This window comes from Thiobacillus sp. (assembly GCF_024708915.1).
The window spans coordinates 1-16,706 of the sequence record NZ_JANJXQ010000141.1 but is presented as its reverse complement, the minus strand read 5'-3'; the positions used below and the strand labels follow the sequence as shown (position 1 = coordinate 16,706).

Here is a 16,706-nt window from a genome sequence, read left to right as displayed (position 1 = left end):
GCTGCGTTCCACCAATATCGGCGAGGCCGCGCGCGTGCTGGGAATCGGCCGTACGACGCTGTGGCGCAAGATGCGCGAATACAACCTCCACTTCCATCCGCACGGGCGCAGTCGCTGAACGTTTCCGTCCCGTCCGATTCTGGTACGGGGCTTGCTTTTCCAGACGGTGGGGGCATTCTGCCCACCGTTTTGGAACACACAAGGAGACGGAAGCATGTCCGCCAAGCATTTTTTCACACACTGGGGCCTGGCCCTGGCCGCCCTGCTGTTTTCGCTGCAAGCGGCGCCGCTGTGGGCGAAAGACCCCGTCGTCTTGGTGACTCCGGTCAAATATGAGGTCACCCTCGACGACGCGTTGCCGGCGGTGCGGGACATGCTCGTCTCGGCCCTCGAAGCCAGGAATTACGCCATCATCAATATCCTCAACGTGCAGGAGGGCCTGGCCAGCCGGGGCATCGAGGCGCATCCGCTGCAACTCATCGAGTTCTGCAACCTGACCAAGGCGTACAGCATCACCCGCAACGTGCCTGACTTCGAGATGTTTGCGCCATGCCGGCTCGCCCTGTTCGAAAATGACGGCAAAACCACGGTGATGGTGCATCGTCCCGCCCATGTGCTGTCGATTCTGGCCAAGAACCCGAAGCTGTCCAAGGAAGGCAAAGCCAATCTGGAGCAGTTCGACCGTGATTTGAAAGCGATGCTGACGGAACTGGCAAGCGGAGGGTTCTGAACATCCATGTTTCATTCGGGAACATGATGGAACATGCCGGTCGACTGGATTTTCAAGGAGACAATAGTTATGCATGCCCCAGTGCAATCCGTACCCCGCATTCGCCGCGGCGTCCTGCCGCGCGTCCTCGTAGCCGCCGGCCTGTTGTCCGGTGCCGGGACCGCGCCCGTTGCCGCCCATGATCACATGATGTCGTCCACGGCCGTTCTGGTGGCGACGTCAGGCAGCTCCGTCAGCGGATCGTTGAAGTTCCGCGAGTCGAAGAACCGCGTCGTGCACATCAGCGGAACGGTCGAAGGGCTGACGCCGGGAAAGCACGGTTTTCACATCCATGTGAACGGCAATTGCGACTCGCCTGACGGCATGGGCGCCGGCGGCCATTACGCGCCCGCTGGCGGCCGTCACGGCGCGCCCGATAGCAAGGATCGCCATCTGGGCGATCTGGGCAATATCGAAGCCGATGCCAGCGGCCGGGCGGTGGTGGACGTGATGGCGCACGGCATCACCATCGCGCTGATGGGCGCGGCATCCGTTGACAGCCGCAGCATCGTGATCCACGCCAGTGAAGACGATTTTTCCGAGCCTGCCGGCAATTCGGGCGCCCGTGTGGCCTGCGGCGTGATCGGGTCGGACATGATGCCCATGTAGCCGATTGCCGCAGTGCGGGTGTCGGCGATGCGTCAATATGCCACATTCCCCCACCGTCCGGCCCGGGGTAACCTCTGGCGCCACGAGATCAAGAAAGACGGATGAGGTTCGGATGGGACAACTTATTTTTGCACTGCTGCTGGCGGCAACGCTGGCGACCCAGCCGGCCGCGGCGACGGAGCATCGCCACGATGCGAAGCCGCAAGCGGCCAAGCCGACCCTGGCGGTAGGCGCGACGCTCGACGGCAACGGACGCGTATGGCTGGCCAGGGTGGAGAACCAGCAGCTCTGGGTTTCTTCGTCGGACGACGGCGGACAGCATTTCTCCCGCCCGGTTGCAGTCTCCTCCATGCCGGAGGACATTGCCGCCAACGCGGAAAACCGTCCCAAGATCGCCGTTGCGCAGGACGGCACGGTGCTGCTGAGCTGGAGCCAGTCGCTGCCGAAAAGATTCACCGGCAACGTCCGCTTCGCCCGCTCCACCGACGGCGGCCGCAGTTTTTCCGCGCCGATCACCCTCAACGACGACGGCCGCATCGGCAGCCACAGCTTCGATTCGCTGGCGATCGATGGTGCGGGCCGGGTGGCGGTGGTGTGGCTGGACGGGCGCGACCGCGATGCGGTGCGTGAAAAAGGCGGCACGTTCGCCGGCTCGTCGGTCTACTTCGCGCAATCCGCCGACAACGGCGCCCATTTCAGCGCCAATCGCCGGCTCACCGAGCATACCTGCGAATGCTGTCGCACCGCGCTGAGCTGGACCGCGGAGGGGCCGGTGGCGCTGTGGCGCAACCTCTACGGCAGCAACACGCGCGACTTCGCCCTCGCCAATCTGGATAGCGGCAAACAGCGCCGCGTCACCGACGACGAATGGCAGATCGATGCCTGTCCCCACCACGGCGGCGGCCTCGCGGTCGACGCCCGCGGCGCCCTGCACCTGGTCTGGTTTACCCAGGGCAAGACGCGCCAGGGCTTGTTCTACAAACGCATCGCGGATGGGCGCGAGTCGCCGCCCATGGCATTGGGCGATCCGGCGGCTCAGGCCGGCCATGCGGCGGTGGCGGCGGCGGGCAGCACGGTGCTGATCGTATGGCGCGAGTTCGACGGGCGCGTCTACGTGGTGCAGGCCATGCACTCGGCCGATGGCGGCGCGTCCTGGAGCGCGCCGCAGCGTATCGCGGAATCCGGCGGCGCGGCCGACTATCCGCTGCCGCTGACCGACGGCGCGCGTGCGCTGGTGGTGTGGAACAGCGCCAGCGAAGGCGTGCGCGTCCTGCCGCTCGAACTGGGCAAGCCGCAATGATCCGGCGCGTGCTGTTCGGGATGCTGGCGGCGCTGGTTCTCGCCGCGCCGGCCGGTGCCGGCGAGCCGGCTGCGTTCACCACCGACAGTCTGGCAAAGATCAAGGCGCAGTACGCCGGCCGCCCCTTCATTCTCAACCTGTGGTCGGTCAACGAATGCAGTTATTGCATCGCCGAACTGACCCTGCTGGGCAAGCTGGCAAAAACGCAGAAGCGCCTGCCGCTGGTGCTGGTGGCGACGGATACGCCCGACTATGTTCCGGCCATGCAGAAAACCCTGGCCCCGCTCGGCCTGGGCGGCGTCGACAGCTGGGTGTTCGACGATCCCATTCCCGAGCGGCTGCGCCATGCCATCGATCCGTCGTGGTACGGCGAATTGCCGCGCACCTACCTTTACGACGCCCAGCATCAACGCGAAACCGTTGTCGGCGTGCTGAGCGAACAGCGCCTGCGCGCCTGGCTCAGGAAGCACAAGCTGGTCAACTGATTCAAAAATAACGGAGGAAGTATGAAGTTGAACCCCCTTCCGCTCGCGCTGGCGGGCATCCTGTGCGCGCCCGCCGCCTCGGCGGCGGACGCGGCCGAGGCGGCGCTGCCGGAGATGACGGTGACCGGCACCCGCGAAGGCGAACTGCTGAGCGAGACCCCGGCGACGGTCGGCATCGTCAAGGAGCAGACCCTGCGCGAAACCCGGCCCACCCACCCGAAGGAGATCCTCAATCAGGTGCCTGGCGTGTGGGTCAGCAATCTGTCGGGCGAGGGTCATTCCACCTCGATCCGCCAGCCGCTGACGACGAGCGCGGTTTACCTTTATCTCGAAGACGGCATCCCGACCCGTTCCACCGGCTTTTTCAACCACAACGCGCTGTACGAAATCAACGTGCCGCAGTCGGGCGGAATGGAAATCATGAAAGGCCCGGGCAGCGCGCTGTACGGGTCGGACGCGATCGGCGGCACGATCAACGTGCTGACCCGCACGCCGCCGAAGCAGGCCGAGTTCGAACTGAGCGGGGAAGCCGGGTCGTACGGCTGGGGCCGCATCCTGGTGGGCGGCGGCAATGCCCACGGCGACGACGCCTGGCGCGCCAGCCTCAACCTGACGCGCACCGACGGCTGGCAGGACAACGCTGGCTACGACCGCCAGACCGGCACCGCGCGCTGGGACCGCGCGCTCGGCGACGACGCGCTGCTGAAAACGGTGCTGTCGTTTTCCAAGGTCGACCAGCAGCACGTCGGCAAGCTGAGCGCGGGCGAACTCGATGCCACGCCGCGCGCCAACAACGTGCCGTTTTCCTTCCGCCAGGTCGACGCCTTCCGCCTGTCGACCGCCTACGAAAAGGAAACCGCCAATTCGCTGCTGTCGATCACCCCCTACTTCCGCGACAACAGCATGGAGATCCTGCCCAACTGGAGCGTCGGCTACGATCCCAGCCAGTACGTCACCAAGAACAAGTCCTTCGGCTTCCTCGGCAAATACCGCCGCGATTTCGAGCCGATGCGGGCGCGCCTCATCGTCGGCCTGGATGTCGACTACAGCCCGGGCTCGCGCGACGAGGATTCGCTCCGCCTCGACAAGTTCACCAACGCCCATGGCGGCGTGACCTACAGCCGCAATGCCGCCGCGCCGGTGCAGATCTACGACTACGACGTGACCTATCGCGGCATTTCGCCCTACGTCCACGGCGAGGCCTCGCTCAGCGACAGGCTGCGCCTCAACGCCGGGCTGCGTTACGACGATATGCAGTACGACTACGACAACAAGTTCAACAATGGGGTGGCGGGCGCGACCCAGGGCGCGGTGGGCCCCTTCCCGGCCAACGGCTGGTACGGCCACGTCGCCAGCACCAAGGTCGGCTACAGCCACTGGGGGCCGAAGCTGGGCGCGACCTACGCCTTCAGCGACACGCTGAACGGCTTCGCGGCCTACAGCAATTCTTTCCGCACCCCGTCCGAAGGCCAGGTGTTCCGCGGCAGCCGACAGAATTCGGATGTCCTGGCGCAGGCCGCCGCCGAATCCCTGCTCAACCTCAAGCCGGTGATCGTCGACAACCTGGAACTCGGCCTGCGCGGTAAATCCGGCGCGCTGCGCTACGAGGTCTCGGTGTATCACATGACCAAGAAGGACGACATCGTCAGCTATAGAGACCCGGTCACCGACCAGAGAATCGTGGTCAACGCGGGCGAGACCCTGCACCGCGGCATCGAACTGGGGCTGGGGCTGCCGCTGGCGCAGGACTGGCAGCTCGACGCCAGCCTGTCGTACGCCAAGCACAGCTACGAGGAATGGGTCGCGCTGGTAAACAGTGTAAACGTCGATTTCAGCGGCAAGGAAATGGAAACCGCCCCGCGCGTGATCGCCAACACCCGCCTCAGCTATGCGCCCGGCTACATGAACGGCGGCCGCGTGCAGCTGGAATGGTTCAGGCTCGGCAGCTACTGGCTGGATGCCGCCAATACCGGCAAGTACGGCGGCCACAACCTGCTCAACCTGCGCGCCAACTATCCCTTCGGCAAGGGCATGGAAGTCTTCGGCAGCGTCAGCAACCTGCTCGACAAGCGCTACGCCGAGACCGCCGACGTCACCGGCACCGCGCCGACCTACACCGCCGGGCTGCCGCGCATGGCCATCCTCGGGCTGCAGGCGAAGTGGTAAGCCGGGCAATCGGCAAGCGGAGGGCGTGAAGCGGATGCCGCGGATGGACTGGAATCGTGCTGTGGGCCTGCTGGTGGTGCTGGCCCTGCACGGCGGTGTGCTCTATGCGCTGTGGAGCGCGCGGGTGATTCCGCCGCCGGCCGAGGCGGTGACCCTGTTCGTGAACTTCATCAACCCGCCGCCGCAGCCGGCGCCGCGCGTCATCCCGGCGCCGCCACCGCCCAAGCCGGTCAAGCAGGCGCCGCCACCCAAGCCGGTCAAGCCGCCGCACTACCACCTGGCGGCGCAAGCGCCGGTGGCGTCGCCGCAGGAGGCGGTGGAGCCGCTGCCGCCGCCCGAACCCGTGGTCGAGCCGCCGCCTGTCGTGGCCGCGCCCGCACCGGTACAGGCGCCGTCCCTGCCCGCCCCGCCGCCCAAACCGGCCGGGCCGGTGACGCTGGCGGCGGAGCTGGCGGTGAGCTGCCCCGAACGCCGGCCGCCCGTCTACCCGCCGATGTCGCGCCGGCTCGGTGAAACCGGCAAGGTCGTGCTGCGGGTGGAGCTGGACGAAACCGGGCGCGTGAGTACGGCGCAGGTGGCGAGCAGCAGCGGCTCCGCCCGCCTCGACGCCGCCGCGCTGGCGGCAGTCAAAAGCTGGCGCTGCACCCCCGCGCAACGCGACGGTCAGGCCGTCCGCTCGGTGGCGACCCAGCCATTCAATTTCACTCTGGAAGGACGTTGATCATGGAAAACAGCCTGGGCTTCGCCCATTTTCTCGCGCAGACCGATACGCTCGGGCGCATCGTGCTGCTGCTGCTGCTCTCGCTGTCGGTGGCCAGCTGGTATCTGATCGTGACCAAGGCGCTGGCGAATTATCTGGCGGGGCGCCGCGCCGAGGCTTTTCTCAAGCAGTTCTGGGCGGCCGATTCGCTGCAGGATCTGGGCGCCGCGCTGCGCCGCCAGCCGGTGGACAACGCGTTTGCCGAACTGGCGCATGATGCGCTCGAAGCCGCCCACGACAACCACCAGCACGGCATGCAGAAGCTGGCCGCAGCCGGCGGACTGAGCGAATTCCTCACCCGCCTGCTGCGCAACGGCATCGACCAGGAAGCGATGCGCGTGGAGCGCGGCCTCACGGTGATGGCGTCAGCCGGTTCCGCCGCCCCCTACATCGGCCTGTTCGGCACCGTGTGGGGGATTTATCACGCGCTGGTCAATATCGGCCTGTCGGGCCAGGGCACGCTGGACAAGGTGTCGGGTCCGGTGGGCGAGGCGCTCATCATGACCGCGGTCGGTCTGGCCGTGGCGATTCCTGCCGTGCTCGCCTACAACGCGTTCAATCGCCGCAACCGGGTCTGGCTGGCCAAGCTCGATGCCTTTGCGCACGATCTGTACACGGTGATCACGGTAGGCGAGAAGGCCAACAGTTCGGCCGGCGAGGGGCGCCCGTTGCGTCCCGCGGCGAAACTGGAAGCGCGCGCCGCTGCGGAGGGTTGACGACATGGCCATGGGAAGTCTCGATCCGCGCCGGCATCAGGGCCCGATGTCGGAAATCAACGTGGTGCCGCTGGTGGACGTGATGCTGGTGCTGCTGGTGATCTTCATCATCACCACGCCGCTGCTCACCCATTCCGTCAAGATCGATCTGCCCAAGGCCAGCAGCACGCCCAATATCACCCGGCCCGAGCATATCGAATTCGGCATCCGCGAGAACGGCGCCCTGTTCTGGAACGGCGCGCCGGTCACCCGGCCGGAACTGGCAGCGCGCTTTGCCGCGGCGGCGAAACAACAGCCGCAGCCCGAACTGCACATCCGCGCCGACCGTCTTGCGCACTACGAAACGGTGGCCCAGGTGATGTCGGCGGCGGCCAAGGCCGGATTGGTGCGCATCGGCTTCGTGACCGATCCGTCGCAGTCCCAAGGGCAATAAATAGCGCCTTGCCGGCGGTTCCGGCAAGGTCGGGCGCGCGTGCCGGCTGCCGCCCATTTCCTTTCGCATGTTCATGCGCATTCCCGCCGGCCCGCTGCCGGTACGCGGACGCCCGCCGGTGTTCGAAAAAAGAAACACTACGTTTCGATTTGGAATTCATCTGCAACACCCTGCCCCGCATTGTTTTCGTATCTTGTTGTTAGATATGGGGATTATTATCTGGCATCGTTCGTGCTTAACAAGAGGCAATGGCGTTCCTGGGTAACGTCGGGCCGGTTCCGGGTGAAAACGGGAGCAGGCTCGATCCGGATCGTCCCCTCCTCCTCTTGAACCGGCGCCTGCCGGTTCTTTTTTTTCCGCATCCCCCGTCCGTGCCGGCTTTGTTTTGTGCGGGCGTTGCACTGCGCTTCGTTGTGCGGCCTGGCGAACGCCAGGGCAGCCGGATGGGCTGGAATGCGTTTCATCGTGGAACGCCCGGGAAACAAACAAAAAGCCAGGGCTGACAATATTCCATTGTTTTTGCTGGGTAATTTATCTGGCACGCTAGATGCTTAGTAAGCGGCGCGACAAGTTGCCGCACCTCGACCCGATTGTGGGGGCTGTATTCGCCAGTTCGGGCGACGCAAGTCGGGTGGAGCTAGCCTTTAGTAGGAGGAGAAACATGAAACTGCAAGCAAGACATGACAGGTCGGGCGGGCGGCTCAAGGCCGCATGCGCTTTTGTATCGGTGGCCAGTCTGCTGGCGCTGCCCATGGGGTCGGCGCTGGCGGACAGCAAGGACGGGACTTTCCCCACCGCGGAGCAAGTGGGCGGACAGGTGTACATCGATCCGGTGGCGGTGGGCAAGAAGCTGCCCACCGACTTCGAGGCCTACGACATGGACGGCCAGAAGGTCGACCTGGGCAGCGTGGTGCAAGGCAAGCGCTCCCTGGTGGTGTTCTTCATCTCGGCGGTGCCGGTTTCGGTGAACGAACTGGCCGCGATCGAGGACTTCACCCAGAAGAATGCCAAGGGCGTCAATCTGGTGATGGTGAACGCGGACACCGTGGGCGCCGCGCTGATGGGCGGGCCGAAGGCGGTCATTCCCCAATCGGTGAAGACCATGCACTTCATCAAGAAGGAAAAGGGCCTGAAGACCACCAAGATCTATGTCGCGCCGAACGATGCGCTGAGCGCAGACGGTGTGTCGACCCGCCTGGGCATCCGCGGCCTGCCGACCTCGTTCCTGCTGGACGAAAAGGGTGTGGTCCAGAAGGTGTTCGTGGGTCCGCAAAAGTGGAAAAAGGGCGACATCTGAGCCGCTGGGTTCGGGTCGAAAACTTAAGGAGAATGCAATGAGTATCAACAGAAGGCAGTTCATGAAGGGCGCAGTCGCGGCCGGCGTTGCCGGTTCCGCCACCATGCTTAACTCCGGCAGCGCGTTCGCGGCCGTGCACAACCCCGTTGGCGAAGCCCAGGCTGAGCTGTTCGGCAAATTCAAGGGCAACGTGGTGCTGCTGCCGAGCAAGTACGGTGGCTACGTGCAGGCGATGGACTTGTCCGTGCCCGAAACCCTGGCCTGGTATTCCTACGGTCTGCACGGCATCGACATGCCTATCCCCCACCACATCGCGTCCATGCCGTCTGCCGACCCCTACAAGGGCTTCGACTTCTATCAGACCATGCAGCCGCCGGCGTCGCCCTACGTCAACGAGAACTCTCCCGAGTGGCGCAACCGCGGCGACTTCAAGATGTTCAAGATGCGCTACGACGGCAGCGGCAAGCAGAACTCGATCAGCGTGGTCAACGACATCGGTGAAACCACCGGCATGTCGCTGGGCGTGCACGTCTCCATCGGTGTGGGCGAAAACGCCAACAAGTACGTGGCATTCGCCGACGGCCAGAAGGACATGGTGCTGATCACCGATCTGGGCGACAACCCGAAGATCGTCAAGGCCTTCCGCTGCGACTACGATCCGATCGCGCGCCAACTCAACATCAGCCACATCTTCCCCGACGCCACCACCGGCAAGTTCGACTTCGTGGGCCGCAAGGGTATGAAGACGAGCCACGAGGCGATGCTGGGCGAAGAGCTGATGCCGGCCGACCCCACCGCAGTGTTCGTCGATGCCTTCACCTGGCACCCCACGCTGCCGTTCGGCGCCATCCTGATCCGCCGCCTCGGCTGCTGCGCTATCGTCGACACCCGCACCTGGGAAGTCGTGGCGCTGCTGTCGACCGCCAAGGGCTCGCCGGACAACTTCCCGCTGGTCAAGCAGACCGGCTTCACCTGGACCTTCGCCGTGCCTTCCGTGCTGACGCCTCTGCACGAAGCGGGCTTCATCACCAGCGGTGATTATTTTGTGGCCTGCAACAACGTGCTGCAGAACAACATCGCGGTGTACCGCTCGACCGACGAAAACCCCAACAAGTGGAAGAAGGAGACCTTCGTCGAAGGCTTCGGCACCAAGTACCTGCCGCTGCACATGGGCAACGTGCCGGATTCGCGCTTCGTCTACTTCACCATGTGGGCGCGCAAGCCCAACAACGGCTACATCTGCAAGGTCGATACCAAGAGCTGGCAGGTGGTCGCCAAGTGGGATACCGGTCCGGACCCCCACACCTGCGACTGCACCGTCGACGGCAAGTACATGACCACCGTGTACAGCGGACACCAGGCAGGCCAGTCCGGCCTGGTGGTGATCAACGTCGAAAACGACAAGATCGAGGCGCGTCTGCCTTGTCCTGGCGGCATGCACGACCACGTCGTGGTTCCCGAGAGCTGGGAAGGCCTCAAGTTCTCCCGCAGCACCTCGGTGTAATCGGGTTGTTCCGCCGGCAGCCTCCGCTGCCGGCGGTTTTTCACTGTGATGCATCAGCGATGCAGCAAGGAGAAGCAAATGAATATCAGCATTCTGAATCCGAGTCATTTGGCATATGCGGCGCACCGGCTGGCCGGCATATTCCTGATGGCTTTGTTGAGCCTGCCGCTGCTGGCGTGGGCGCACAGCAACGACTATCTGGCCACCATCAAGGGCGCCCACGGCGGCATGGTGCGCATGGCGGAGATGTACCACTTCGAACTGGCGGTAAAAGGCGGCGAAGCGCACGTCTGGGTCACCGACCACGGCGATGTGCCGCAGCCGACCACGGGGGCCAAGGCCACGTTGCGCCTGATCGACGCAAACGGCACGGTCTCGGTGAATCTGACGCCGGCCGCCAGCAACGAACTGGCCGCCAGGGACGCGCGTATCAAGCCCGGCAAAGGGACGAAGATGGTGCTGACGGTCACCATGCAGGGCGAACGGCCGCTGCAGACCCGTTTTTCGCTGGACGAAAAATAAGCGGACGCGGAGAGGCCGCGGTGCCGGGCGGCTGCCGGCGAAACGGATCCGTCTGCGATCGTTTCTCCGGTGCTGGCCACCCCGGCACGGCGGCGATTTGAAGACGGAATAACCGAGGAGCGTATGCGATGAGCCGAGCCGATTTTCTACTGTCGCTGCGGGCGGCCCTGGTCCGCGCGACGCTTGGCTCAATGGCCGCGCTTGCGGTAGGCGCGGCCCATGCCCAGCCGGGCGCGGCGCAGACGGAAAACCGCGACCGCCTGGTTGCCACCAACAGCTGCGTCGGCTGCGATCTGACGGGCGTCGATCTGGCGGGGCAAAACCTTCTCGGCGCCGATCTGCAGGGGGCCGACCTGTCGCGCGCCGATCTGCGCGGCGCCTTCCTGATCGGCGCCAATCTGTTCAAGGCCCGCCTGGCCGGCGTCGACCTGAGCGGGGCGGTGATCGGCGGCACGGTCATGAGCGGCGCCGATCTGCACGGCAGCAATCTTGCCGGGGTGAACGCCAACCGCACCAGCTTCACCCAGGCCAATCTGAGCGGGGTCGATTTCAGCGGCGCCCTGATGGAGCGCGCCGACCTGGAAGGCGCCAATCTGCACGGCGCAAATTTCAAGGACGCGGATTTGTACGAGGCCCGTTTCCTGTTCGCCGACATGGCGGACACGAATTTTCTGGGCGCCAATCTGCATGCGGCCGATTTCAGCGAAGCGGAAGTGTCGGGAATGCAGACCGATGCCAGCACGACCTGCCCGGACCTGAAACCGGGACCGTGCGTTTTTCAATAAACCCGGGCGGCGACGCCCGGATAACCCCAAGGAAGAGACATGTATCCATTTCCCACGAGCATCCGCGCCGCTGGCGCATGCCTGATTCTGCTGGTCGGATTCGCGCAGGCGGTACGCGCGGACGCACCCAAGGCGCCCACCGGGCAGGAGCTGGCTTTCGACAACCGCATGGGCAATTGCCTGGCGTGCCATGCCATTCCCGGCGATGCGAAAGCCGTCACCAGCACCAACATCGCGCCGCCGCTGATCAGCATGAAGGAACGCTTTCCGGATCGCACGAAGCTCTACGCCCAGGTTTGGGATGCATCGAAAGCCAACGCCGACACCCTGATGCCCCCCTTCGGCAAACACAAGATCCTGAATGACGACGAGATCAACAAAGTCGTGGATTACATCTACGGGCTGTAATGGCGCGTATTCATTATCGACACCGTAGGAGAGAAAAATGAAGCAACTGATCTGGATCCTGTCCTGCCTGGGATGGCTCGCGGTAGCCGCGAATGCTCAGGCCGCGCCGGAAGACGACCGCCTGAACGTGGTGAAGGCGGTGCAGAAAAAGTACCCCGAAATCAAGTTCGAGGATTACGTGTACGGTGCGCTGGCCTTCAGCCCCGACGCTAAAGAACAATACGACGCCGTCATGAGCTTCCCGCCGTACGTCGGCGAAATCGAGAAAGGCGCCAAGCTGTGGGAAACCCCGTTCAAGAACGGCAAGCGCTACGCCGACTGCTTCCCGCGCGGCGGCAAGAATGTCGTCGGCAACTACCCGATGTTCGATGCCGCCAGCAAAAAGGTGGTGACCTTCGAAATGGCGCTCAACCAGTGCCGCACGGCCAACGGCGAGACAGCCTACAAGCACAGTGACATGAACACCATGGGGCTGCTGACGGCCTATGCCCGCACTCTGTCCGACGGCATGAAGATGAACGTCAAAGTGGAAGGCCAGGACGCCCTGGCAGCCTATGAGGCAGGCAAGCGCTTCTTCCACCAGCGCCGCGGCCAGCTGAACTTCTCCTGCGCGGGCTGCCACATCAGCAACGTCGGCAACGTCCTGCGCACCGAATATCTGTCGATGGTGCCCGGCCAGGCCACCCACTGGCCGGCGTTCCGCGGCGGCGACTACACGCTGTTCACCCTGCAGCGCCGGTATGCCGCGTGCAACCAGATGGTGCGCCTGGTACCGCTTGAAATCGGCGGCGAGGAATACAACAACCTCGAGTACTACCACAGCTACCTGAGCAACGGCCTGCCGCTGCAGGCATCGGTATTCAGGAAATGATCCGCAGCGCGCGACAGATGCTGTCCACATATTCAAGGAGAACAGGGATGAATGTATTTCGGGTTGCAGTCCGGATATTGGCCGCGGGAAGCGTGCTGCTCGGCGTCGCGGGCCCCGCTGCGCACGCGGCCGAAAACGCGGCCGGCGCGGCGTTGACGGCCGATGCAGCGCAGGCGCTGGCGAATGCGGTGTTCGTCGTCGACCTGGCGAAGAGCAAGAGCGCGCTGTGGACGACGGCAGCCGGCGCCCTGGCCCAGGCCCAGGACGCCGCCAAAAAACAGGATAGCGCGGCCGTGATCAAGTATGCCGCGACAGCCAGCGAACAGGCGTTTCTCGGCATGGCCCAGCTCGGCTACCCGCTCACCGTCGATCATTGAGACGGCTTCCCTGCGCCAGCGGACAGGGCCGCATGGCACGGGATGCAGCCTGACGCGCCTCGATGGTATCGACTTGCGTGTGGGCCCGAACGGCACCGGGCCTGCTCGTGAAAGGCAAACCGCTGCCGTTGCCTGAGGAATTACAAGAATGAAATGGGACTACCTGCTGTTCTACCGCTGGCTGGCCTTGAACGTGGTGGGCTTCGCCATTCTGTGGGTGTTCCATATGAACGGCATGGTCGAGCCCGTTTTTCTGGGCGACAGCTCCTACATCGTGTACGTGATCTCCGGCCTGTTCCTGTACGGCATGGTGCTGTGCGGGTTTCGCGTCTGGAAGACGAGCCGCGAACTCAATTACGTCAAGCGCGGCGACAAGGGCAAGCTCAAGGAGTTTGCCGACAAGAGCCGGCAGGCCGACCGTGAAAGCGTGAAGGAAGCGTTCGAGATCAAGCTGTTTGCGCGCATCTCCTTCGTCAAGTACATCTCGTCCAGCCTGGTCATGCTGGGCCTGCTCGGCACGGTGATCGGCTTCATCATGGTGCTGACCAACATTCCGGCCAATGCCGTGGGCGATGCGGCCCAGGTCGGCAAGCTGGTGGGCGCGCTCACCAACGGCATGGGCGTTGCGCTCTACACGACCCTGGTGGGCGCCATCACCAACCTGTGGCTGAACGCCAACTACACCATGTTGCGTACCGGGGTGGTCAACCTGGTTGCCGCCATCCTGGAATCGGCAGACCCGCAATAGCCGTTCGCGATGAGCAAGCATTTTTCGTTCGATGCCGAAGCCGAGGACGATTCCGACGTCGTTTTCCGCGACGTCATCACCCTCGCGCTGCTCGGGTTCGTATCGCTGGTCGTCATCATGCTGCCGCACATCAATCCGCCCAAGCAAAAGCAGGAAGAGAGCAAGGAAGTGTCGGCGCCCGGCAACGTGATCGTGGAAGCGCGCTGGGACGATCGCATCGACGCCGACGTCGACCTCTGGGTGCAGGCTCCGGGCGACGTTGCCGTCGGCTACTCCAACCTCGGCGGCCAGGTCTTCAACCTGCTGCGGGACGATATCGGCTTCCGCAACGACGCCTCCAACCTGAACTACGAGAACGCCTTTTCGCGCGACATCCCGGCAGGCGAATACGCCGTCAACCTGCACATGTATTTCAACCGCGCCAACGTCTGGCCGCTCAAGGTCAAGGTTCTGGTGTCCACCATCAAGCCGAGCGGCAGCTCGCGCGTAAGCCGGCAGATACTGGTGTCCGATGTGGTCCTGAACAAGCCGGGCGAGGAGCGCACCGTGTTCCGCTTCAAGCTGGACGACCAGGGCGAACTGCTTGCGTCCAGCGTCAACGCCGCGCCGAAGGCCCTGCGCACCGACGCGCCCGGCGGCTACAACTTCGATGCCTACAAATGAACACCCTGCTCGCCCTGCTGGTCGCCTATCTCATCGTGTCCCTGGGCTACGCCCTGTTTTCGCTGCGGACCACCAGCAGCCACATCTTCCGCCTGACCGCGCTGCTTTATCTGGCGGCTTCGGTCGGCCTGGCGCTGTACCTTTTCAATCAGCTGCTGTCCCGGCCCAAACCGATCGATCAGGAATATTTCTCCCAGGCCAGGGAGGCGGTGGTGCTGGCGGTGCGGCCGAAGGACGGCGAGGCGATCTATCTGTGGCTGCAGCTGCCGGACCGCGAGGCGCCCGCCTACTACGTCATGCCGTGGGACGGGCAGGCCGCCGGCGACCTGGACATCGCGCAGCGCGAGGCGGCACAGCAGGACGGGCTGGTGTTGATGAATCATCCGTTCAAGCGCAGCCAGCGCCAGGGGATCAAGGGCGACGACAAGGACAAGGTGTTCTACGCCACGCCGCCGCCGCGGCCGCCGCTCAAGGCGGGGGAGATGGACGGATCGGGTCAGGCCATGCAATACCGTCCGCCGTCCGTCACCCCGGCCAGGTGATCGCCATGCGCGTGTTCTAGAAGCAAGCACGGGCGGCGCCGGGGCGCGCAGCCCTACCGTCCTGCTGTGGCCGCCGGTCTCACCCGGATCACGGTTCCTTCGCGGCGCGGGTCCGCGGCGCCGTGCTGCGCGCCGGTCGCGAGGTCAATGGCGACGGCCTGCACCGAACCGATTGCCTCCTTGCATCCATTGGCCCCCGCCGCGCCGGGTGCGGGATGCCCAAGCGTGCGCAAGGCGTCCTGGGCCGCAATGCTGAAACCGGGTTGCATGAAGGGCGCGCCGCCTTCGCAGTCGATCTTGCCGGTCGCGTGGGTTACCGAAAGGCGGGCTGCATCGATGGCCTGCTGCAGAGACATGCCGTGGTCGATCAGATTGAGCGTGACGCTGAACACGGAGTTGATGATCGTTGCGCCGCCGGGCGAGCCATAGGCGGCAACCGGCCGGCCGTCCTTGAGCAGCAGCATCGGCGCCATGCTGGAGCGCGGGCGCTTTCCCGGTGCGGCGTCGTTGGCGCCAGGATTGCCGCTGGCAGGGTCGGAAGCGGGCACGAAATTGAAGTCGGTCAGCTCGTTGTTCAGCAGGAAACCGTAGCCCGGAACGGTAATGCCCGACCCCCAGGTGAACTCGATGGTGCTGGTGTGGCTCACCACGTTGCCCCAGCGGTCAATGATCGAAAAGTGGGTCGTGTGCGGGCTTTCCTGCTTGGCACGTGGCATGCGCTGCGGTCCCCGGGCCTTGTTGTCCCGGGGCAGGAGATCGCCGGCCAGCGGCGTGTCCATGCGGCGGTCGGGCTGGATCCGCGCTGCGCGCGTCGCCACATACCCAGGATGCAGCAGGGCGCGCTGCGGTACCGTCGCGCTGTCGTCGTCGCCGCTCCACATCTCGCGGTCGGCAAAACCCAGGCGCATGGCCTCGATCATCACGTGCAGCGTCTTCGGACTGCCGAAGCCGTAGCCCTGCGAGGCATCCCCGACCGGAAAGTGTTCCAGCAGGCCGAGCATCTGCAGCACCGTGATTCCCCCGGATGAGGGCGGCGGCATCGTTGCGAGCGTCCAGCCCCGGTAGCGGCCATACAACGGCGAGCGGATGGCCGCCTGGTAGCTGCTGAGATCCGCGAGCGTCATGCGCCCCGCGCCGGCGGCGCCCAGTTCGCTGCGTGTGCGTCGCTGGGCTTCGACGAGCGCTTCCGCCAGCGGGCCCCGGTAGAAAGCATCCGCCCCCTCGGCGGCGATGCGCTTGAAGGTTCTGGCGAGGTCAGGCTGCACCAGCCAATCGCCCTCGGCCAGCGCTACGCCGCCCGGCCGGAAGATCGCTGCGGTCTCGGGATGGATCAGCGTGCGGCCGCCATCGTTGGCGATGTCGGCGGCAAGGAAGCGGTTGACGCGAAAGCCGTGCTCGGCAAGCCCGATCGCTGGCGCGAGCGTGTCCGCCAGCGTCATCGTGCCCCAGCGTGCGAGCGTGGTGTCGATGCCGCGCAGCGTGCCGGGCACGCCGACAGCGAGGCCGCTGGTCGAGACGAGCGGAAATGGCATGGGCTGGCCCCCAGGGGAGAACATGCCGGGGCTGGCTGCGATCGGCGCGCGCTCGCGCGAGTCGACAAAGAAGGTCTCGCCGGTTTTTGCAAGATGGATCAGCATGAAGCCGCCGCCGCCGATGCCGGACGACTGCGGTTCGACCACATTCAGCGCGAACTGCACCGCAGCCGCGGCATCGATGGCGTTGCCGCCCGCTGCAAGCATGCGCGCACCGGC

The 16,706-nt window shown here is 64.9% G+C and carries 21 protein-coding genes; 19 read left to right on the top strand and 2 right to left on the bottom strand.

The window, feature by feature from the left end; translation table 11 throughout:
- Window position 1: 1 nt before the first annotated feature.
- From Q0L94_RS17920 to Q0L94_RS10285, 9 genes are all read left to right on the top strand, one after another.
- Window positions 2-118: a helix-turn-helix domain-containing protein gene (locus Q0L94_RS17920; RefSeq protein WP_366799459.1), complete on the top strand. Its 117-nt coding sequence runs from the start codon at window positions 2-4 to the stop codon at window positions 116-118.
- A gap of 96 nt (window positions 119-214) precedes the next feature.
- Window positions 215-730 carry a DUF302 domain-containing protein gene (locus Q0L94_RS10320; protein WP_296753056.1) on the top strand — a complete coding sequence of 172 codons (516 nt, stop codon included), beginning with the start codon at window positions 215-217 and terminating at the stop codon, window positions 728-730.
- A 33-nt stretch (window positions 731-763) separates the two neighbouring features.
- Entirely contained in the window at window positions 764-1,378 is a 615-nt protein-coding gene (locus Q0L94_RS10315; RefSeq protein WP_296753054.1) for a superoxide dismutase family protein, read from the top strand.
- 112 nt (window positions 1,379-1,490) lie between these two features.
- Window positions 1,491-2,678, top strand: a complete 1,188-nt coding sequence (locus Q0L94_RS10310) for a sialidase family protein (RefSeq protein WP_296753053.1) — start codon at window positions 1,491-1,493, stop codon at window positions 2,676-2,678.
- The gene (locus tag Q0L94_RS10305) at window positions 2,675-3,163 is read left to right on the top strand and encodes a redoxin domain-containing protein (RefSeq protein WP_296753051.1); all 489 of its coding nucleotides are present in this window, start codon (window positions 2,675-2,677) and stop codon (window positions 3,161-3,163) included. Before Q0L94_RS10310 ends, Q0L94_RS10305 begins: the two co-directional genes overlap by 4 nt.
- 21 nt (window positions 3,164-3,184) lie before the next feature.
- Window positions 3,185-5,329 (top strand): TonB-dependent receptor, encoded by a 2,145-nt coding sequence (locus Q0L94_RS10300; protein ID WP_296753050.1) that lies wholly within the window; start codon window positions 3,185-3,187, stop codon window positions 5,327-5,329.
- Between the two features lie 43 nt (window positions 5,330-5,372).
- A complete protein-coding gene (locus Q0L94_RS10295; protein WP_296753048.1) occupies window positions 5,373-6,050 on the top strand; it encodes an energy transducer TonB in 678 nt (225 codons plus the stop codon).
- A gap of 2 nt (window positions 6,051-6,052) precedes the next feature.
- The gene (locus Q0L94_RS10290; RefSeq protein ID WP_296753047.1) at window positions 6,053-6,805 is read left to right on the top strand and encodes a MotA/TolQ/ExbB proton channel family protein; all 753 of its coding nucleotides are present in this window, start codon (window positions 6,053-6,055) and stop codon (window positions 6,803-6,805) included.
- Between the two features lie 4 nt (window positions 6,806-6,809).
- Window positions 6,810-7,238 (top strand): biopolymer transporter ExbD, encoded by a 429-nt coding sequence (locus tag Q0L94_RS10285; RefSeq protein WP_296753045.1) that lies wholly within the window; start codon window positions 6,810-6,812, stop codon window positions 7,236-7,238.
- Window positions 7,239-7,453: 215 nt separating this feature from the next.
- On the opposite strand, the gene Q0L94_RS10280 is transcribed toward Q0L94_RS10285, so the two are convergent.
- Window positions 7,454-7,702: a hypothetical protein gene (locus Q0L94_RS10280; protein WP_296753043.1), complete on the bottom strand. Its 249-nt coding sequence runs from the start codon at window positions 7,700-7,702 to the stop codon at window positions 7,454-7,456.
- Window positions 7,703-7,899: 197 nt separating this feature from the next.
- Between Q0L94_RS10280 and Q0L94_RS10275 the strand changes: the two genes are divergently transcribed.
- The 10 genes from Q0L94_RS10275 (at window position 7,900) to Q0L94_RS10230 (ending at window position 14,955) form a co-directional block, all read left to right on the top strand.
- Window positions 7,900-8,535 (top strand): TlpA disulfide reductase family protein, encoded by a 636-nt coding sequence (locus Q0L94_RS10275; protein WP_296753042.1) that lies wholly within the window; start codon window positions 7,900-7,902, stop codon window positions 8,533-8,535.
- Between the two features lie 37 nt (window positions 8,536-8,572).
- The gene (locus Q0L94_RS10270) at window positions 8,573-10,039 is read left to right on the top strand and encodes a hypothetical protein (protein ID WP_296753040.1); all 1,467 of its coding nucleotides are present in this window, start codon (window positions 8,573-8,575) and stop codon (window positions 10,037-10,039) included.
- Window positions 10,040-10,117: 78 nt separating this feature from the next.
- Window positions 10,118-10,561 carry a hypothetical protein gene (locus tag Q0L94_RS10265; protein ID WP_296753039.1) on the top strand — a complete coding sequence of 148 codons (444 nt, stop codon included), beginning with the start codon at window positions 10,118-10,120 and terminating at the stop codon, window positions 10,559-10,561.
- Between the two features lie 128 nt (window positions 10,562-10,689).
- Window positions 10,690-11,346 (top strand): pentapeptide repeat-containing protein, encoded by a 657-nt coding sequence (locus Q0L94_RS10260; protein ID WP_296753038.1) that lies wholly within the window; start codon window positions 10,690-10,692, stop codon window positions 11,344-11,346.
- A gap of 39 nt (window positions 11,347-11,385) precedes the next feature.
- Entirely contained in the window at window positions 11,386-11,754 is a 369-nt protein-coding gene (soxX, locus tag Q0L94_RS10255; RefSeq protein ID WP_296753036.1) for a sulfur oxidation c-type cytochrome SoxX, read from the top strand.
- A 37-nt stretch (window positions 11,755-11,791) separates the two neighbouring features.
- Window positions 11,792-12,625, top strand: a complete 834-nt coding sequence (soxA, locus tag Q0L94_RS10250) for a sulfur oxidation c-type cytochrome SoxA (RefSeq protein WP_296753034.1) — start codon at window positions 11,792-11,794, stop codon at window positions 12,623-12,625.
- Between the two features lie 47 nt (window positions 12,626-12,672).
- Entirely contained in the window at window positions 12,673-13,002 is a 330-nt protein-coding gene (locus Q0L94_RS10245) for a hypothetical protein (protein ID WP_296753033.1), read from the top strand.
- 148 nt (window positions 13,003-13,150) lie between these two features.
- On the top strand, window positions 13,151-13,750 hold the full coding sequence (locus Q0L94_RS10240) for a MotA/TolQ/ExbB proton channel family protein (RefSeq protein ID WP_296753032.1): 600 nt from the start codon (window positions 13,151-13,153) through the stop codon (window positions 13,748-13,750).
- Window positions 13,751-13,759: 9 nt separating this feature from the next.
- Window positions 13,760-14,413 (top strand): hypothetical protein, encoded by a 654-nt coding sequence (locus Q0L94_RS10235; RefSeq protein WP_296753030.1) that lies wholly within the window; start codon window positions 13,760-13,762, stop codon window positions 14,411-14,413.
- A complete protein-coding gene (locus Q0L94_RS10230; protein WP_296753028.1) occupies window positions 14,410-14,955 on the top strand; it encodes a hypothetical protein in 546 nt (181 codons plus the stop codon). Before Q0L94_RS10235 ends, Q0L94_RS10230 begins: the two co-directional genes overlap by 4 nt.
- A 53-nt stretch (window positions 14,956-15,008) precedes the next feature.
- Here Q0L94_RS10230 and ggt read toward each other — a convergent pair.
- The coding region (gene ggt / locus Q0L94_RS10225) for a gamma-glutamyltransferase (RefSeq protein ID WP_296753027.1) at window positions 15,009-16,706 on the bottom strand (1,698 nt) is incomplete at its 5' end.

Excerpts from the sequence above, each read along its gene's own strand:
- Q0L94_RS10320 (WP_296753056.1), top strand. The coding sequence starts at position 215 with ATGTCCGCCAAGCATTTTTTCACACACTGGGGCCTGGCCCTGGCCGCC.
- Q0L94_RS10315 (WP_296753054.1), top strand. The coding sequence starts at position 764 with ATGCCGGTCGACTGGATTTTCAAGGAGACAATAGTTATGCATGCCCCA.
- Q0L94_RS10310 (WP_296753053.1), top strand. The coding sequence starts at position 1,491 with ATGGGACAACTTATTTTTGCACTGCTGCTGGCGGCAACGCTGGCGACC.
- Q0L94_RS10305 (WP_296753051.1), top strand. The coding sequence starts at position 2,675 with ATGATCCGGCGCGTGCTGTTCGGGATGCTGGCGGCGCTGGTTCTCGCC.
- Q0L94_RS10300 (WP_296753050.1), top strand. The coding sequence starts at position 3,185 with ATGAAGTTGAACCCCCTTCCGCTCGCGCTGGCGGGCATCCTGTGCGCG.
- Q0L94_RS10295 (WP_296753048.1), top strand. The coding sequence starts at position 5,373 with ATGGACTGGAATCGTGCTGTGGGCCTGCTGGTGGTGCTGGCCCTGCAC.
- Q0L94_RS10290 (WP_296753047.1), top strand. The coding sequence starts at position 6,053 with ATGGAAAACAGCCTGGGCTTCGCCCATTTTCTCGCGCAGACCGATACG.
- Q0L94_RS10285 (WP_296753045.1), top strand. The coding sequence starts at position 6,810 with ATGGCCATGGGAAGTCTCGATCCGCGCCGGCATCAGGGCCCGATGTCG.
- Q0L94_RS10280 (WP_296753043.1), bottom strand. The coding sequence starts at position 7,702 with ATGAAACGCATTCCAGCCCATCCGGCTGCCCTGGCGTTCGCCAGGCCG.
- Q0L94_RS10275 (WP_296753042.1), top strand. The coding sequence starts at position 7,900 with ATGAAACTGCAAGCAAGACATGACAGGTCGGGCGGGCGGCTCAAGGCC.
- Q0L94_RS10270 (WP_296753040.1), top strand. The coding sequence starts at position 8,573 with ATGAGTATCAACAGAAGGCAGTTCATGAAGGGCGCAGTCGCGGCCGGC.
- Q0L94_RS10265 (WP_296753039.1), top strand. The coding sequence starts at position 10,118 with ATGAATATCAGCATTCTGAATCCGAGTCATTTGGCATATGCGGCGCAC.
- Q0L94_RS10260 (WP_296753038.1), top strand. The coding sequence starts at position 10,690 with ATGAGCCGAGCCGATTTTCTACTGTCGCTGCGGGCGGCCCTGGTCCGC.
- soxX (WP_296753036.1), top strand. The coding sequence starts at position 11,386 with ATGTATCCATTTCCCACGAGCATCCGCGCCGCTGGCGCATGCCTGATT.
- soxA (WP_296753034.1), top strand. The coding sequence starts at position 11,792 with ATGAAGCAACTGATCTGGATCCTGTCCTGCCTGGGATGGCTCGCGGTA.
- Q0L94_RS10245 (WP_296753033.1), top strand. The coding sequence starts at position 12,673 with ATGAATGTATTTCGGGTTGCAGTCCGGATATTGGCCGCGGGAAGCGTG.
- Q0L94_RS10240 (WP_296753032.1), top strand. The coding sequence starts at position 13,151 with ATGAAATGGGACTACCTGCTGTTCTACCGCTGGCTGGCCTTGAACGTG.
- Q0L94_RS10235 (WP_296753030.1), top strand. The coding sequence starts at position 13,760 with ATGAGCAAGCATTTTTCGTTCGATGCCGAAGCCGAGGACGATTCCGAC.
- Q0L94_RS10230 (WP_296753028.1), top strand. The coding sequence starts at position 14,410 with ATGAACACCCTGCTCGCCCTGCTGGTCGCCTATCTCATCGTGTCCCTG.